The organism is Bradyrhizobium genosp. SA-3, from assembly GCF_004212635.1.
Taxonomy (GTDB): Bacteria; Pseudomonadota; Alphaproteobacteria; order Rhizobiales; family Xanthobacteraceae; genus Bradyrhizobium.
Map to the genome: position 1 here is coordinate 1 of NZ_PSRT01000028.1, position 16,263 is coordinate 16,263.

The 16,263-nt window shown below is 65.2% G+C and carries 18 protein-coding genes; 9 read left to right on the forward strand and 9 right to left on the reverse strand.

From position 1 onward, the window contains the following. The 4 genes from CWO91_RS11945 to CWO91_RS11960 all read left to right on the forward strand — a co-directional run. The coding region (locus CWO91_RS11945) for a cysteine rich repeat-containing protein (RefSeq protein WP_433995555.1) at positions 1 to 186 on the forward strand (186 nt) is incomplete at its 5' end. Positions 187 to 318: 132 nt separating this feature from the next. Next, positions 319 to 534, forward strand: coding sequence for a hypothetical protein (locus CWO91_RS11950; protein ID WP_018316432.1), 216 nt, complete (start codon positions 319 to 321; stop codon positions 532 to 534). 191 nt (positions 535 to 725) lie between these two features. Further along, complete coding sequence (locus tag CWO91_RS11955; protein ID WP_165405377.1) at positions 726 to 1,865, forward strand: FAD-dependent monooxygenase; 1,140 nt, start codon at positions 726 to 728, stop codon at positions 1,863 to 1,865. Further along, positions 1,862 to 3,475 (forward strand): benzoate-CoA ligase family protein, encoded by a 1,614-nt coding sequence (locus CWO91_RS11960; RefSeq protein ID WP_130213630.1) that lies wholly within the window; start codon positions 1,862 to 1,864, stop codon positions 3,473 to 3,475. Before CWO91_RS11955 ends, CWO91_RS11960 begins: the two co-directional genes overlap by 4 nt. 226 nt (positions 3,476 to 3,701) lie before the next feature. On the opposite strand, the gene CWO91_RS11965 is transcribed toward CWO91_RS11960, so the two are convergent. Further along, a complete protein-coding gene (locus CWO91_RS11965) occupies positions 3,702 to 4,214 on the reverse strand; it encodes a MarR family winged helix-turn-helix transcriptional regulator (RefSeq protein ID WP_165405378.1) in 513 nt (170 codons plus the stop codon). After that, a complete protein-coding gene (gene maiA / locus CWO91_RS11970; protein ID WP_130213632.1) occupies positions 4,204 to 4,836 on the reverse strand; it encodes a maleylacetoacetate isomerase in 633 nt (210 codons plus the stop codon). Before maiA ends, CWO91_RS11965 begins: the two co-directional genes overlap by 11 nt. 140 nt (positions 4,837 to 4,976) lie before the next feature. On the opposite strand from maiA, the gene gtdA reads away from it, so the two are divergent. Then, on the forward strand, positions 4,977 to 6,017 hold the full coding sequence (gtdA, locus tag CWO91_RS11975; protein ID WP_130213633.1) for a gentisate 1,2-dioxygenase: 1,041 nt from the start codon (positions 4,977 to 4,979) through the stop codon (positions 6,015 to 6,017). 166 nt (positions 6,018 to 6,183) lie between these two features. On the opposite strand, the gene CWO91_RS11980 is transcribed toward gtdA, so the two are convergent. The 4 genes from CWO91_RS11980 to CWO91_RS11995 all read right to left on the reverse strand — a co-directional run bounded on the left by CWO91_RS11980 (position 6,184) and on the right by CWO91_RS11995 (position 10,467). After that, entirely contained in the window at positions 6,184 to 7,008 is an 825-nt protein-coding gene (locus CWO91_RS11980; RefSeq protein ID WP_165405379.1) for an ABC transporter permease, read from the reverse strand. Then, a complete protein-coding gene (locus tag CWO91_RS11985; RefSeq protein ID WP_130213635.1) occupies positions 7,001 to 7,765 on the reverse strand; it encodes an ABC transporter ATP-binding protein in 765 nt (254 codons plus the stop codon). The genes CWO91_RS11980 and CWO91_RS11985 overlap by 8 nt, the downstream gene beginning before the upstream one ends. A 287-nt stretch (positions 7,766 to 8,052) precedes the next feature. Next, the gene (locus tag CWO91_RS11990; protein WP_130213636.1) at positions 8,053 to 9,057 is read right to left on the reverse strand and encodes an ABC transporter substrate-binding protein; all 1,005 of its coding nucleotides are present in this window, start codon (positions 9,055 to 9,057) and stop codon (positions 8,053 to 8,055) included. Between the two features lie 42 nt (positions 9,058 to 9,099). After that, a complete protein-coding gene (locus CWO91_RS11995) occupies positions 9,100 to 10,467 on the reverse strand; it encodes an FAD-dependent oxidoreductase (RefSeq protein ID WP_130213637.1) in 1,368 nt (455 codons plus the stop codon). Positions 10,468 to 10,576: 109 nt separating this feature from the next. Here CWO91_RS11995 and CWO91_RS12000 point away from each other — a divergent pair, with 109 nt between their 5' ends. Together CWO91_RS12000 and CWO91_RS12005 are read left to right on the forward strand one after the other, a co-directional pair. Continuing rightward, on the forward strand, positions 10,577 to 11,461 hold the full coding sequence (locus CWO91_RS12000; RefSeq protein ID WP_130213638.1) for a LysR family transcriptional regulator: 885 nt from the start codon (positions 10,577 to 10,579) through the stop codon (positions 11,459 to 11,461). Positions 11,462 to 11,673: 212 nt separating this feature from the next. After that, positions 11,674 to 11,946: a hypothetical protein gene (locus CWO91_RS12005; protein WP_130213639.1), complete on the forward strand. Its 273-nt coding sequence runs from the start codon at positions 11,674 to 11,676 to the stop codon at positions 11,944 to 11,946. Between the two features lie 4 nt (positions 11,947 to 11,950). Here CWO91_RS12005 and CWO91_RS12010 read toward each other — a convergent pair whose 3' ends face one another. Beyond that, positions 11,951 to 12,757: an enoyl-CoA hydratase-related protein gene (locus CWO91_RS12010; protein WP_130213640.1), complete on the reverse strand. Its 807-nt coding sequence runs from the start codon at positions 12,755 to 12,757 to the stop codon at positions 11,951 to 11,953. Positions 12,758 to 12,912: 155 nt separating this feature from the next. On the opposite strand from CWO91_RS12010, the gene CWO91_RS12015 reads away from it, so the two are divergent. Continuing rightward, positions 12,913 to 13,887 (forward strand): ketopantoate reductase family protein, encoded by a 975-nt coding sequence (locus CWO91_RS12015; RefSeq protein ID WP_130213641.1) that lies wholly within the window; start codon positions 12,913 to 12,915, stop codon positions 13,885 to 13,887. A 3-nt stretch (positions 13,888 to 13,890) separates the two neighbouring features. Here the strand turns inward: CWO91_RS12015 and CWO91_RS12020 are convergent, their stop codons facing one another. Together CWO91_RS12020 and CWO91_RS12025 are read right to left on the reverse strand one after the other, a co-directional pair. Beyond that, positions 13,891 to 14,568: an alpha/beta hydrolase family protein gene (locus CWO91_RS12020; protein WP_130213642.1), complete on the reverse strand. Its 678-nt coding sequence runs from the start codon at positions 14,566 to 14,568 to the stop codon at positions 13,891 to 13,893. Positions 14,569 to 14,587: 19 nt separating this feature from the next. Then, entirely contained in the window at positions 14,588 to 15,244 is a 657-nt protein-coding gene (locus CWO91_RS12025) for a TetR/AcrR family transcriptional regulator (RefSeq protein WP_130213643.1), read from the reverse strand. 71 nt (positions 15,245 to 15,315) lie between these two features. Between CWO91_RS12025 and CWO91_RS12030 the strand changes: the two genes are divergently transcribed. Then, on the forward strand, positions 15,316 to 16,260 hold the full coding sequence (locus CWO91_RS12030) for an SDR family NAD(P)-dependent oxidoreductase (protein WP_245471221.1): 945 nt from the start codon (positions 15,316 to 15,318) through the stop codon (positions 16,258 to 16,260). Positions 16,261 to 16,263 lie beyond the last annotated feature (3 nt).

The window sequence follows — 16,263 nt, forward strand, 5'->3', positions numbered from 1 at the left end:
GTTTTACGCCCGCTGCGGCCGCGCGAAGAGCTGTTCATCGTCAGGTCGGCCTGCGGCGCCGATATCCGCACGCTCTGCGCCGGCGTCGCGCCCGGCGGCGGCCGCATCGTTCAATGCATCTCCAGCAATGCCGCCTCGCTGTCGCCGGCGTGCAAGGACGTGCTCACCCCGTTCGCAGCGAGATGAGGCGGCGCACGATCGCGCACCAAGGCGCGGGGGCAATGTTTGGCGGCGGGCGCAAGTGAATTCCCGCGCGCCTGCAACGACAAACCTTTTGCAAGGATCCGATTTCGATCACGACCAGACCGGGAGGACAACATGCGTTCATTGCTGCTCGTCGCTTCTGCGCTCCTCGCCTTCGCGGCGACCATGACCTTCGAGGCCACCGACGCCAATGCGGTAGTCTGCGCCCGCGGCGTGTATCGCGCCGGCTGCGCCGGGCCGAACGCGGCCGTCGTGGTCCGCAAGCCGGTTCCGGCCGTCCGCTGCACCAGGGTGCTGGTGAACGGGGTCTACGTGAAGCGCTGCGTCTGACGGTGCGGATGGCCAAACCGGCGCGGTTTGGCTATGCTTGCGCGAAACTGCTTCGGACACGCGCCAAACGCGCGGTCCGAGAGTGAGCTTCGGCGCGCCACGCTTTGCCGATAATTCTGCTGGCGCCGGACGCCGGAGCACATTAGTCTACCCCTAGATAGTAAGTATACTGTCAATTAGGGAGGCAGACGTTGCGGATCGCCGTGATTGGCGGGGGGCCCGGTGGGCTCTACTTCGCCTATCTCTGGAAGAAGCGTCACCCCGAGGATCAGGTCGACCTGTTCGAACAGAACCCGGCCGACGCGACCTGGGGCTTTGGCGTCGTGTTCTCGGACCAGGCCCTGGAATTCCTGCGCGCCGACGACCCCGAAACGGTCGATGCGATCGCGCCGCATATGGAGAGCTGGGAGAACATCACGCTGAACCTGCACGGCGACAGTGTCGCCATCGACGGGGTCGGCTTCTCCTCGATCGGACGGCTCGAGCTGCTCAAGTTCCTGCAGCAGCGCGCGCTTGATGCCGGCGTCACCCCGCGCTTCGACACCCAGATCCATGCAATCGACCAGCTGAACGGCCACGACCTCATCGTCGCCGCCGACGGGCTCAACTCGCTGGTGCGCCGGGCCTATGAGGGCGATTTCGGCACCTCGCTGTCCTACTCCTCCAACAAGTTCGTCTGGTACGGCACCTCGAAACGCTTCGACACGCTGTCGCAGACCTTCGTGAAGACCGACCGCGGCGCCTTCAACGCCCATCATTACCGCTACTCGCCCACCATGAGCACATTCCTGGTCGAATGCGATCACGCGACATGGCACGCCTATGGCTTCGCCTACAAGGACGTCGAGCAGTCCAAGGGCGTTTGCGAGGAGGTGTTTGCCGATACGCTTGGCGGCCATTGCCTCGTCTCCAACAAATCAGTCTGGCGCAATTTTCCCTGGGTCTGGAACGAGTACTGGTCGTTCAAGAACATGGTGCTGCTCGGCGATGCCCTGCACTCGGCACATTTCTCGATCGGCTCGGGCACGCGGCTCGCGATCGAGGACGCCATCGCGCTGGTCAAGGCGCTGGAATCGGATGCGCATTTGGCGACCGCGCTGCACCGCTACCAGGCCGCGCGCAAGCCGGTGGTGCAGAAGCTCGTCAATGCCGCCCGCACCTCGGCCTTCTGGTACGAGCATTTTGCCGAGCACATGAAACTCGATCTGATGGATTTCGCGTACAGCTACATCACCCGGTCCGGCCGCATCGACGATTCCCGGCTGCGGGCGATGTCCCCAGCCTTCATGGCGCGTTACGAAGCCGTCAAGAACGGCGGAGAAGCGGCATGAGCAACGAGATTCACGACCAGGTGCCGGCGGACAGCCCGGGCGCACGCGAGATCGGCTTTGCCGTTCCGCAAATCTATAACGCCAGCCGCGTGCTGTTCGACAATCTCGACACAGGACGCGGCGACAAGCTCGCGCTGATCGGTCCGGCGGGCAAGCGGACCTATGCCGAGCTCTGCGCGGAGGCCTGCCGCTGGGGCAACGGCCTCGCATCGCTCGGCCTCAAACGCGGCGATCGCGTGCTGTTGTTCCTCGACGACACGCCGGCCTATCCGGCCGCCTTCTTCGGCGCGGTGCGCGCCGGCTTCGTGCCGCTCCTGATCAACACGCTGACGCCGCCAGATCTCCTGCAATTCTATCTCGCCGATTCCGGCGCTGCAGTTGCGGTGGCCGATGCCGAATTCGTGGCGCGCTTCAATACGGAAGCCTGCAAGGAGACGGATCTACGCACGCTGATCGTCGTCAATGGCGAGGCGCGCGACCACGCGGCGCCTGGTGCGATCGCAGCGGCAAGCTGGCTCATGCAATTCCCAGCCGAACTCGCCGAAGCGGACACGAATCGCGACGAGATGGCGTTCTGGATGTACTCCTCCGGCTCCACCGGACGGCCCAAGGGTATCGTCCATCTCCAGCACGACATGGCCTATAGCGAGGCCGCCTTTGCCCGGAGCGTATTGAAGCTGACGCCTGACGACATCTGCTTCTCGGTACCGAAGATATTCTTCGCCTATGGCTTTGGCAATTCCGTCACCTTCCCGTTCTCGGCGGGCGCGGCAACACTGCTGTTGCCGGGCCAGCCGAAGCCTGCAGCGATCTTTTCGGCGATCACACAGCACAAGCCGACGGTCTTCTTCGGCCTGCCGACGCTCTACACGTCGCTGACCAAGGCCGAAGGTGCGGAGAAGACCGACTTCTCGTCGCTGCGCATGTCGCTCTCCGCGGCCGAGGTGCTCTCCGCCGAAGTCTTCAACGGCTGGAAGACGCTCACGGGCCTCGAGATCGTCGAGGGCCTCGGCTCGACCGAGGTGCTGCATATCTATCTCTCCAACCGGCCCGAGCAGAAAAAGCTCGGCGCCGCCGGCCTGCGCGTGCCCGGCTACGAGGTCGCGCTGCGCGACAAGGACGGCCGCGACGTCGGCGATGACGAGGAAGGCATCTTGTGGGTGCGCGGTGATTCCAACACGCCGCTCTACTGGAACCGGCCGGACAAATCCGCCGAGACCATCCGCGAGGGCGGCTGGATCTACACCGGCGACCGCTTCGCCCGCGATGCCGACGGCTTCCACTTCTTCCGCGGCCGCGCCGACGATCTCATCAAGATCTCCGGCCAGTGGGTCTATCCGCTCGAGGTCGAGCTGTGCCTCGCCGATCACCCGGATATCCGCGAATGCGCGGTGTTCGCGGCCGAACTGCCGGACCGGCGCATGACGCTGAAGGCGGTGGTGGTGATGAACAACCGGAGCGTCGACCAGAGCGAGACGACGCGCAAGCTACAGGACTATGTGAAGGGTAAGCTATTGCCCTACAAATATCCGCGCGAGGTGATCTTCATCGACGAGCTGCCGAAGACGGGCACGGGGAAGATTGACCGGCAGGCGTTGCTGCGGATGTGAGGGACGAGGATGGCGCCACACATTAGGTGTCGTCCCGGCCTAGTGCGCAATTGCGCACGGGGGCCGGGACCCATACGCCGCAGCAGTAGTTGTGGCGTCAGGTGGTCCTTTCCAATCTTCGCCAAATTAAGATTCGTGTTAATGGGTCCCGGCCCCCCGTGCGCAATTGCGCACTAGGCCGGGACGACGGCTGAATATGAGGCGCCAGCGCAGCCTCACACCGCCCTCACCCACCCTTCCCCAGATGCTCCAGCGCGTCCTCTGCGCGCAGTGGCACCCGTGACGCCTCGTTGTTGAGGTCGACGAGCTGCACCAAGAGCCCCAGCAGTGCCTTGCGCTCAGTGGGCTTGAGCGGCTCAAGCATGCGCGCCTGCGCCCGCTCCACGGCGGGGATGATCTCGCGCAGGATCGCGGCGCCGGATTTGGTCAAATAGAGCAGCTTGATCCGCTTGTCCTCGGGCGCCGGCTTGCGCTCGATATAGTCCTTGGCCTGCAGCCGTTCGATCACGCTGCCGAGCGTGGAGCGGTCGAAGGCGATCACCGCCGACAGACGCGTCGCATCGATGCCGGGATGGGTGTGGATCGCGATCAGCGCCGCATATTGCACCGGCGTCAGATCAAACGCCTTGCACTCCTCCATGAAGATCGAGACCGCGATCTGCTGCATGCGCCGGAACAGATAGCCCGGCGCGGCATAGACCGCGTCCATCGTGATCGCAGGAAGAGGCTTACTCGGCATCGGGCTGCTTCTCCGGGGCGGCATCGGCAAAGGCCGCTAGCGCCTTGGCGGCGGCTTCTGCCGTCAGCAGGCGCGGATAGGCCGACACATCGACGCCAAAGCGGCGGGCATTGGCGAGCTGCGGCACCAGACAGAGATCAGCAAGCGTCGGCGCATCGCCGAAGCAGAACGGCCCAGGCTCGTCCTTGATCAGTGTCTCGCAGGCCGACAGCCCCTCGCGGTTGACCCACGCCGCCCACTCCTGGACCTTTTCCTCGGGCAGGCCTAGCTCGCGCAGCCGCGCCAGCACCTTCAGGTTCTGCACCGGGTGGGTGTCGCAGGCGATCGCCAGCGCGAAGGCGCGCACCTTGGCGCGGCGCAGCGGATCCTTTGGCAGCAGCGGCGGATTGGGATGCATTTCGTCGAGCCATTCAATGATCGCAACCGATTGGGTCAGCACTACACCCGCATCGCTCTCCAGCGCCGGCACCAGACCTTGCGGATTGATGGCGAGATAGGCAGGCGCGCACTGCTCGCCCTTGCGCAGATGATGCGGCAAATGCTCGGCACCGAGGCCCTTCAGGTTCAGCGCGATCCGCACCCGATAGGCGGCGCTGGAGCGGAAATAGCCGTGCAGCTTCATCGAGACCTCCCTTTTAATCATTCCGGGTTCAATGCTAACGCATCGCCCCGGAATGACGACCTTGATTGTCATCCGTCACGTTGACGCTACCTAGATCGTCAGTATACTGTCAATCAACAAAACGAACGGGAGCAGCAACCATGGAAGCCGTGACCAAGACGCCGGAACGCGAGGCGTTCTACCGGAAGATCGACGGCGAAAATCTCACCGCGCTGTGGACGGTGATGAGCGATTTGATCACGCCGGAGCCGAAGAGCGCCTGCCGGCCGCATCTCTGGAAGTTCGATGTCATCCGCGACTACATGACGGAAGCCGGCAAGCTGATCACCGCAAAGGAAGCCGAGCGGCGCGTGCTGGTGCTGGAGAACCCGGGCCTGCGCGGACAGTCCAAGATCACGACGTCGCTCTATGCCGGCGTGCAGATGGTGGTGCCCGGCGACGTCGCGCCCGCCCATCGCCACAGCCAGTCCGCGCTGCGCTTCGTGCTCGAAGGCAAGGGCGCCCACACCGCCGTTGACGGCGAGCGCACCGCGATGGAGCCGGGCGACTTCATCATCACGCCGTCGATGACCTGGCACGATCATTCCAACGAAACTGACCAGCCGATGTTCTGGCTCGACGGTCTCGACATCCCGCTGGTGCAGTTCTTCGACTGCTCCTTTGCGGAAGGCTCCAAGGAAGACCAGCAGAAGATCACCAAGCCTGCCGGCGACAGCTTTGCCCGCTACGGCCACAATCTGCTGCCGGTGGACGTGAAACGGAGCTCGAAGACCTCGCCGATCTTCAGCTATCCCTATGCCTACACCCGCGAAGCCCTGGAGAAAGCCCGCGTAAGCCAGGAATGGGACGCCTGCCACGGGCTGAAGCTGAAGTTCAGCAATCCCGAGACCGGCGATTTCGCGATGCCGACCATCGGCACCTTCATCCAGCTCTTGCCGAAGGGTTTCAAGACCGCGCGTTATCGCGCGACCGATGCGACGGTGTTTTGCCCGATCGAGGGCAAGGGGCGCAGCCGGATCGGCGACACCGTTTTCGAATGGGGCCCGCGCGATCTGTTCGTGGTGCCGAGCTGGCATTGGGTTACGCACGAGGCGGACGAGGACGCCGTGCTGTTCAGCTTCTCGGACCGGCCGGTGCAGCAGAAGCTGGATCTGTTCCGGGAAGATCGCGGGAATGCGTGAGCGGCGGTGCCGGCCACCCATTCGGTGTCGTCCCGGCGAAGGCCGGGACCCATAACCACGGAATTCAGTTTGATGAAGATTCGGAGTGAATCTTCGTCGGTACAAGAGCCGCCGTTCCTTGTTAGATCACGCGGTATGGGTCCCGGCCTTCGCCGGGACGACATAATCACCGCCAGTGCAACAACCTTATCTCCAGCCAGCCGATCACCTTCCCCACCGCGAGCCCGAACACCGACAGGATCACCACGCCCGCGAGCAGCTGATCGGTCTGCATCAGATTGCCGGCCTGGAGCACGAAGGCGCCGATGCCGTATTGCGCGCCGATCATTTCGGCGCTGACGACGAGCAGCAGCGCGACCGAGGCGGTGATGCGGAAGCCGGCGAGAATCGCGGGCAGCGCGCCAGGCCAGATCACCTTGCGCACGATGGTCGCAAACGGCACGTTGAAGCTCTGCGCCATGCGGATCAGGTTGCGCGGCACCGCATCGACGCCGCTATAGACCGAGATCGCGGTCGAGAAGAACACCCCGAGCGCAATGGTCGCGATCTTCGGCTCTTCGCCGATGCCGAGCCAGAGGATCAACAGCGGCAGCAGCGCGATCTTGGGGATCGGGAACAGCGCCGAGATGAAGGTGATGCCGACGCTGCGCGCGAGCCGCGACAGGCCGATGGCGAAGCCGACGGCGACGCCGGCCGCCGTCCCGAGCAGCCAGCCGACGCCGATGCGTAGCAGCGACGCCGAAACGTGCTGCCAGAGCGCGCCTGACATCGCGAGCTCGTAGATCGCGCGCGCGATCGCCGACGGCGCCGGCAGGAACAGCGGATTGACGAGGCCGACGGTGCCGGCGGCCTGCCAGATCGCGATGACGAGCGCGAGCGCGATCCAGCCGCCGAAGCGGCTCGACGCAGGCACGAAGCCTGCGCCGCGGAAGCGGACGCGCCGGGTCGCTCGATCCTTCGAAGTCCCTTCCGCCGCCGCGCGATCAAGCATGCTGGACCTCGCGCTCGGCATCGATCGCCTCGTTACGGATCAGCGACCAGATCTGGTTCTGCAGCGCGAGCAGCTTTTCGCGCGCCGCGGTCTCGCCGCGTTCGGCGCGCGTCATCGGCACCGTCACGACTTCGCGAATACGCCCGGGCCGGCGCGACAGCACCACGATGCGGTCGGCGAGCCGCGCCGCCTCTTCGAGATTGTGCGTGACGTAGACCGCGCCCATGCCGCCATCGGCGAGCAGGCTAACGAAATCCTCCATCAACAGCTCACGCGTCTGCGAATCCAGCGCCGACAGCGGCTCATCCATCAGCAGGATCGCAGGCTTGACCGCAAGCGCGCGCGAAATGCCGACGCGCTGGCGCATGCCGCCGGAGAGCTGCTTTGGATAGGTTTTGCGAAAATCGGTCAGACCCGTGCGGCGCAGCGCATCGTCGACCAGTGCGCGGCGCCGCGTTTGCGTGTGCAGCAGCGGGAATTCGACGTTCTCCTCGACCGTCGCCCATGGCAGCAGCGCGAAATCCTGGAACACGAAGGTCAGCGGATTGAGGCTGTCCGCCGGCGGCGTCCCGCGCAGCTCGGGCGCACCGGAGGTCGGCTGCAGCAGGCCGCCCAGGATCGACAGCAGCGTGCTCTTGCCACAGCCGGAGGGACCGACGATCGCGACCACCTCGCCGGCACTGACCGTGAACGAGACGTCGTCGAGCACGGCGAGATCGCCGAAGCGGTGGGAGATGTGGTTGGCGATCAGGTCCATGTTACGGCCTCAGTGTCGTCCCGGCGAAGGCCGGGACCCATAGCCACCGAATTGAATTTGGCGAAGACAGGCAATGACCACTTTGCGCCACAACTCCCACTCGGCGTATGGGTCCCGGCCTTCGCCGGGACGACACTGAGGGCCTGGCATCAGCGACGGCCCCGCGGCATCCGGGCCGTGCATCCTTCGAGGCGCGACTTGCGGGCTTGCCGCAAGTCGCGCACCTCCAGCGACAACGGCTTCGCCGTTGCGCGGGGATGACAGGGTGAGAGTGGAGCGCCCAGCATTCAATCCGCCTTCACAAATTCCTTGGCGATGATCGCGTTCGCATCAAAGCCCTTGTCCGCAAAGCCCTGCTCCTGGAGCCATTTGATCTGGTTGTCGACGTTCTTCACGTCCAGCTTGCCGTCGGGGTCGATATAGGCGCAATTGCCGACCACCTGCTCGACCGGCAAATTGGTGTACTTGGCGATGATCTCCAAGAGCGGCTTCGTCTTGTCGTTGATTGGGGCGACGCCGTCCTTCATCGCGGCGAGGATAACGTCGTGATATTCGCGGTCGGCCTTGGCGAGCGCGCCAAGCAGCTTCGTCACCAGCGCCTTGTTGGTCAGCGTCTTGGGCGAGGCGAACACGGCGCCCAGCTGCCACGGCGTTTCGTCGCCGACCCAGCCCAAAAATTTTGCGCCGCCTTCGTCCATCAGCTTGCGTGCGGTGGAGATCGGCAGCAGCGCCGCATCGACCGTCTCGCCCTTCAGCGCAGCCGCCGCATTCGACAGCGATTGCAGCGGCACGATCTTCACGTCCGCAAGCTTGAAGCCGTATTTATCGGCGAGCAGGCCGAGCGAATAGTGAAAGCTTGATCCGACCTGCGTCACCGCCACGCGCTTGCCGGCAAGATCCTTCGGCGTCTTCAGGCCGGCGGCATAGGCGTTGTTGCTGGCGAAATAGCCGATCAGGGGATAGCCGGCCTTCTCGCGGCTCATGCCGCCGATCACCTTCAGCGTGCCCTTGCCGGCGAGATTGTAGAGACCTGCGGTGAACGCGGTGATGCCGAAATCGACGTCACCCGAGGTGGTGGCGACCGCGATCGGCTGCGCCGCATCGAAGAACTTCAGCTCGACCTCGAGGCCGGCCTCGCGAAAATAGCCCTTGTCCTGGGCGATGAAGACCGGCGCGGAGGACGACAGACGAAGCACGCCGATCTTCGCCTTCAGCGCGTCTTCGGCCGTGGCCGTGCTCATCGCCATGATCGCCAAAAGGCCCACTAGCGCGAGCCGCGCAATCCCGATCATCCCGTTTCCTCCAGTGGTTCTCTTGGTCGTTCTTGCCGTCCGCTACAGGCCCTCGGGCACCGTCTGGTCCCGCCCGATGAAGGCGCCCTGTTGTTTCAACGTTTCCTGCAATTTTTCAACGGGGATGTCACGCGGGATCCGGTTTCCGGAGAGCGCCAGCGCCGCGGCGGAACCGGCGGCCTCGCCCATCACGAAACAGGCACCGGAGACCCGGGCCGCCGACTGGCCCTCATGGGTCATGGAGGCGCAGCGGCCGGCGACCAGGAGATTGTCGACGCCTTCGGGCACCAGCATGCGATAGGGCAGCTCGTTGTAGCCGCGCGACTCCGGGATCGGCGGGAAGGTGAAGACGACGTCGCCGGACACATGGGCCTCGATCGGCCAGCCATTGACGCCGATGGAATCCTCGAACGAAGCGCAGCCGAGCACGTCCTCGCCGCTGAGCTGATAGCCACCCTTGATGCGGCGGGTCTCGCGGATGCCGAGCTGCGGCGGCAGATCGACGATGTAGGACTTTTCGAAGCCCGGCACGGTGCTACGAAGGAACTCGTAGGCGGCGAGCGCCTGCTTGCGGCCCTCGATCTCGCCGCGGGTGAGATCGTCGGGCTCGATGCCGTTGATGGCGTGGCCGTCCTCGCGCGCCACTTGGGTGAAATTCACCCGCCATTCGATGCCGGATTTTTGCGGCCGCACGATCGCGCTCTTGCGGGGGAATGTGTGGGTGCCGGCCGCGATGGCCTTTTCCATCAATTGCGGAATGGTGCGCCAGGCATCGCCCGCCTTCTCGGGATCGATGCCGTTGAGACGCAGCATCATCGAGGGGTACATCGGATGGCCGTGCTCGTCGCCGATCTCGAACGGCGCACCGGCCCACACCGCGAGATCGCCGTCGCCGGAGCAGTCGATGAAGATCTCAGATCGCACCGCCTGCCGGCCGGCCTTGGTCTCGACCATCAGCGCGTCGATGCGGCGGTCATCGCCCATCGCCACGCCGGCGCCGAGCGCATGGAAGATGATGTGCACCTTGTGGCTTGCCAGCAATTCGTCGGCCGCGATCTTGTAGGCGGCGGTGTCATAGGCCTGCGCAAAGACCTTGCCGAGGATCAGGTGCGGCGCATTGAGACCGTTGAGCCGATCGATCCGCGCCAGCAACTCGGACGCCATGCCCTGCACCAGCCGCCGGTGCTCGCCGTAGACGTTGCCGTGCAAGCCGCAGAAATTGGTGACACCCGCGGCCGTACCCATGCCGCCGAGGAAGCCGTAGCGTTCGATCAGAAGCGTCTTTCGCCTCGCGCGCGCGGCCGAGGCCGCGGCGACGATGCCGGCCGGACCGCCGCCGAGCACGACGACTTCATATTCGCCATAGAGCGGCACTTTCCGTGCCGGTTCTTCGATCGTCATGGCCCGCATGGCGCGTCGCTCCCAAATCTCTTGCTTGGGAGCGACTATGAATTAACGCGCGAGGAGCTACAATCCACCAAAATATGCGATCAGCTTTCGCGAATCGAGAAAGGTCGCCATGGACATCCTCGTGAACCTGCAAGCCTTCCTCGCCACGGCGGATACGGCGGGCTTCTCCGCCGCCGCGCGAAAGCTTGATGTCTCGACCTCGGTCGTCGCCAAGCGCGTCACGCAGCTGGAGGCGCGGATCGGCACGCCGCTGTTTCACCGTTCGACCCGGCAGTTGCGGCTCACCGAGGCCGGACAGCGCTACGTGCATCGCGCGCGCGGCGTCGTGGCTGACGCCACCGACCTGCTCTCGCGCATGGGCGAGAAGGGCCACGATCTCGTCGACCACCTCCGCATCAAGGCGCCGACCTCGCTGACTGTGGCGCGGCTCGCCGATGCCTTCAGTGCCTTTCAGACCCAGAACCCGCGGCTGAAGCTCGAGATCGTTCTGATCGATCGCCCAGTCGATCCCGTCACCGAAGGATTTGACATCGCCATCGGCGCCTTCCCGCATTCCTTCGGCGGCGTGGTCGACGAGCCGCTGTGCCCGCTGAAGCGGCTGCTCTGCGCCTCACCAGCCTATTTGAAGAAGCATGGCGCGCCAAAACATCCGCGCGATCTCGTCGAGCATCGCTGCCTCAGCTTCATGCCGACCGGCCCCGAATGGGTCTTCGACGGACCGCGTGGCCGCATCAGCATCCAGGTCAGCCCGCTGCTTTCCTCCAACGAGGGGCACGTGCTGGCGCGCAGCGCCATCGCCGGCAACGGCATCGCGCTGATGTCGCATTATCTCGTGGCCGATGCTTTGCGCGACGGCACCCTCAAGCCGGTGCTGCGCGATTTTCCGATTCCGGAATTGTGGGTGAAGGCCGCGATTCCCGAACGGCGCCGCAACGCCGCTGCGGTGCAAGCGCTGCTCACGCTGCTGAAAACGTCACTGGCGACGTCGCTGTAGGCCGTGTCTGGCCTCACAAGATGGCGGTTGCTCTCGGACAATGGACCTGAGAGAAGGGCCATCAAACACCGCTGTCATCGCCCGCCTTGTGCGCAATTGCGCACTGGAGCGGGCGATCCAGTATTCCAGAGACGTCAAACGTATACGGAGAAGCCGCGGCGTACTGGGTCGCCCGGTCAAGCCGGGCGACGACAAACACCTTGGTTCAACAAATGGATTCGACGCTCTTGAAGTACACCCTCGCCGCCCTGACTGCCCTGCTGATCTCAGCCGCTCCCGCCGCAGCCCTGGAGCAGAACTGCCGCTTCATCCAGGCCAAGGTCGATCGCGAGGCCTGTTACAAGCGCCAGGAGGACGAGCTCGCCGCCAAGCGCAAGCCCGCCGTACCGTCCGACGAGAGCAAGACGCTCGAAACGCTGCGACAGATGCGGCAGGGCGACGACGCCGTCTATCGCAGCATCAACAACATCTGCCGCGGCTGCTGACGCCCTAACTCTTGCCGCCGCCCCAATTCGCCGCCCGCTTCTCGGCGAAAGAGGCCAGCCCTTCCGCCGCCTCCGCGCTCTGGCGCTTGACCGAATGCAGCTGCACGAGGCGCTTGTAGGCGGCATCGTCCACCGCCATGCCGCCGAACGAGCTCTCCAGCGCAAGGCGCTTGGTCTCGGCCATCGCCTCCGGCCCGTTGGCGAGCAGCTGCTCGACCACCTTGGCGCCGGCGACTTCGAGATCGGCGAGCGGCACCACCTCGTGGACGAGGCCGATGCGGCGGGCGTCCTCGGCGCCGAAGCGCTCGCCGGTCAGGGCGTACCGGCGGACCTGGCGCACGCCGATGGCGTCGCAAAGCTGGGGAATGATGATCGCGGCCGTCAGGCCCCAGCGCACCTCGGTGATCGAGAACAGGGCGTTTTCGGCCGCGATGACGACATCGCAGGCCGCGATCACGCCGGTGCCGCCACCAAAGCAGCCGCCCTGCACCAGCGCGACCGTCGGAACCGGCAGCGTGTTGAGACGCTGCACGGTCTCGAAGGTCGCTCGCGACGCCGCCTCGTTCGCTTCAGTCGATTGCGGCCGCACGCCGTTGATCCATTTGAGGTCGGCGCCGGCCTGGAAATGCTTGCCATTGCCCCGGAGCACGACGACGCGCAAGTTCGGCTTGTTGCCGAGATCGTCCATGGCCGCGAGCACGCCCGCGATCAGCGCGCCGTCATAGGCGTTGTTGACCTCGGGACGGTTCAAGGTGACGGTCGCGACGCCGCGCTCATCTTCTGATGTCCACAGGACGGGGTTGGCGGGCATCGGCGATCCTCCGGTCGGTTTGTTTGCTGCGCACTATGGCCGAGGGCACGCGTCCTGATCCATATCTTTCCGGCGTGGGGCGGCCGCGTCCATCGCATGGCGGCTTGTGTCATGCTGGCACCTGATGGGACCAAGGGATCAGGACGGGACATCACATGCGCATCTGCATTTTCGGCGCGGGCGCCGTCGGCAGCCACATCGCGGTCCGGCTGGCACGCGCCGGCCATGAGGTCTCGTGCGTGATGCGGGGCGCACATCTGGAGGCCGCGCGCGCAGGCGGTCTCAAGCTGCGCGTCGGTGATTCCGAGGTCAGCGCCAAGGTGAACGCGTCAGGCGATCCGGCCCAACTCGGCCCGCAAGACGTCGTGATCTCGACGCTGAAGGCGACCGCACTTCAGGGGCTGGTCTCCAGCATCAAGCCGCTGCTCCAGGACGACACAGCGATCGTGTTCGCGCAGAACGGCATTCCCTGGTGGTACGGCATCGGCCTGCCGCCGCGGCACCCGACCCCGCCCGACATTTCCTTCCTCGATCCCGGCGGTCGGTTGCGTGCCTGCATCCCGAAGGAGCGGATCGTCGGCGGCGTCGTCTTCTCCTCCAACGAGGTGATCGCGCCCGGCGTGGTGCAGAACCTGACGCCGGACCGCAACCGCCTGCTGATCGGGGAATGCGACGACCGCAATTGCGAGCGCATCACCGAGCTGCGCGGCGTCTTCAACGATGCCCGGCTGGAATCGCCGCCGGTGGCCGAGATCCGCGAGGCGATCTGGTCAAAGTTGCTGACCAACATGTCGCTGTCGGTGCTGTGCCTGCTCACCGGCCAGACCGCGCGCGGCGTGCGCGACGACCCCGCCTTCACTGAAGTCATTCCGCGCATGCTGAACGAGGCCAATGACATCGCCCAGCATTTCATTCCCGAGGTCAAACGCGTGACCCGCAGCGGCCCCGCCCCCAACCACAAGCCGTCGCTGCTGCAGGACTACGAGCTCGGCCGCGCCATGGAGATCGATGTGCTGGTGAAAGCGCCTGCCGCTTTCGCCCGCACCGCCGGGCTGTCGACGCCGACGCTCGACCTGATTGCCGCGCTCGCGATCCAGAAGGCGCGCGACAAGGGGCTTTACTCGGCCTGAGATTCAGACGAGGCCGTCGATCCAGGCCGCGAGCGCGTCCAGCACCTCGGTGAGCGCCTCATCATTGCTGCGGCCCGACTTCTTTAGCACCGCAAACGAATGGTCGCCGGCTTCGACCTGATGCAGCGTCGCCTTCGGGCCGAGCTTCTCGACGACAGGCTTGAGATAGCTCAGATCGGCAAGCCCATCGCGGGTGCCTTGCAGGAACAGCATAGGAATAGCGATGCCGGCGAGGTGCTCGGCCCGCTCGCTCGATGGCTTCTTGTCGGCATGCAGGGGAAAGCCGAGAAAGGCGAGCCCTTTGACATCAGGCAATGGGGCCTTGGACTGCGCCTGTGATGTCATGCGCCCGCCGAACGATTTTCCGCCGGCGATGAGCGTGATGCCGGGGCAGAGCCGGGCAGCCTCCGCGACAGCCGCGCGGATGGCGGCGTGCGCAACGGCCGGCTGGTCGGGACGCCCCTTCTTCTCTTCCATGTAGGGGAAATTGAAGCGGAATGTCGCAATGCCGCGCTCCGCAAGGCCCGCCGCGACCTTCTCCATGAAGGCATGCCGCATGTCCGCACCCGCGCCATGCGCAAGGACGTAGCAGGCGCGCGCATGGGCCGGCAGCGTCAGGATTGCGGAGACCGTGCCGATGTGTTCGATGTCGAGCTTGAGCTCGGTCGTCTTGCTTGTCATGACGTCGTGGGGCCCTCACTCAACGGCGCGTGCCGCTCGCCGGCCATAGATAGTTCAGGACTTGGTCGAGCGTCATCATGATCTCGCGGCGTCCGGCCTCGTTCTTCACAGAGCCGAATTTCTCCTCGAGCGCAAGCTTGGCAAAGCCGTGAACGGTGGACCAGGCCGCCGCAGCCGCTGTCTTCGCCTCCTTCACGGTGCCGCCGGCCAGCTCGGCGACGACGATCTCGAACGCGTGACCGGCGGCCCTGCTCGCCTGCCTCAGATGCGCATCGTCTGCCACCAGGCGCTTGTTCGCAAACATCATCTGGAACCGGCCGGGATGTGTCAGCGCAAAATCGACATAAGCAAGTCCCTGGGCATGGAGCTTGTCGCGCGCACCCAGCTTGCCGGATGCCGCCTCGCGCAAGGCGCCGGCAAGCGCCTCGTAACCGCGGATCGCGACTTCGGTGAGAAGCCCCTGCGCGTTGCCGAAATGATGCGACGGGGCAGCCGGCGAAACCCCGGCGCGGCGCGCGGCTTCGCGCAGCGTGAAACCCTCGGCACCCTGCTCGGCGAGAATGGCTTCGCTCGCAGCGATCAACGCCTCCTGCAACTCACCGTGATGATAACCGGGCTCCGGCTTTGGCCGCGTCACACCGGCACCGCGCTTGGCGGAGGGGGCGTGTTTCTTCATGTAACTTGACACTGTTCAGATTGCGGCATATCTATCTTAACACTGTTTAGATGAGTGGCCCGGAGTTCGAAATGACCGAAATGCAGGATATCACCGCAAGCAGTCCCGTAAAGCGGCGTCATCTGGTCGGAGGCGCCGCGCTCGGCGTGCTCGCGGGCGCCGTCGGTGGCCTCGCCGGCGGCGTGGCGCTCGGCCAGAGCGCGACGCTGCCGCAGCAGAAGCCCAGCGGCAAGCGCCGATTCGAGGGCAAGGTCGTCATCGTCACGGGCGGCACCTCCGGCATCGGCCGCGCCGCGACGTTGATGTTCGCGGCCGAAGGCGGCCAGGTCGCCTTCTGCGGCCGCAACGCCGAGCGCGGCAAACGGGTGGAGAACGAGGTGCGCGAGGCCGGCGGCGACGCGGTCTTCATTCGCGCCGACGTCCGCAACGAGGCCGAGATCAAGGCGCTGGTCGACAAGACGATCGAACGCTACGGACGGCTCGACGTCGCCTTCAACAATGCCGGCATTTCCATCGAGCGTCCCCTTCACGAATACAGCGCGGCCGAATTCGACGACGTGATCAGCACCGACCTGCGCGGCGTATTCCTGTCGATGAAGTATGAGATCCCTCAGATGCTGGAGAAAGGCGGCGCGATCGTCGTCACGGCGTCGTCGAACGCCATTGCCACGACAGCCAAACGCTCGGCCTATTCGGCGGCCAAGCGCGGACTGGTCGGCCTGGTCCAGGCCGCGGCACTCGACTACGCAAAGCATGGCATCCGCATCAACACGCTGGTTCCCGGTACCACGGACACGCCGATGATTCGCCGGCTCGCGGGCATGGAGAATCTGCCCGATGCAGCCTGGCACGTCGGCATCGCGCAATGGGCCAAGTCCAACGTTCCGGGCTTGCAGCGCGTGGCAACGCCCGAGGAGATCGCCGCGTTCGCGCTCGTGCTGGCCTCCGACGATCATCCCTACACGACCGGCGGTCAGTTCGTCATCGACGGCGGCAAGACCGCACATGGCGGCTAGATC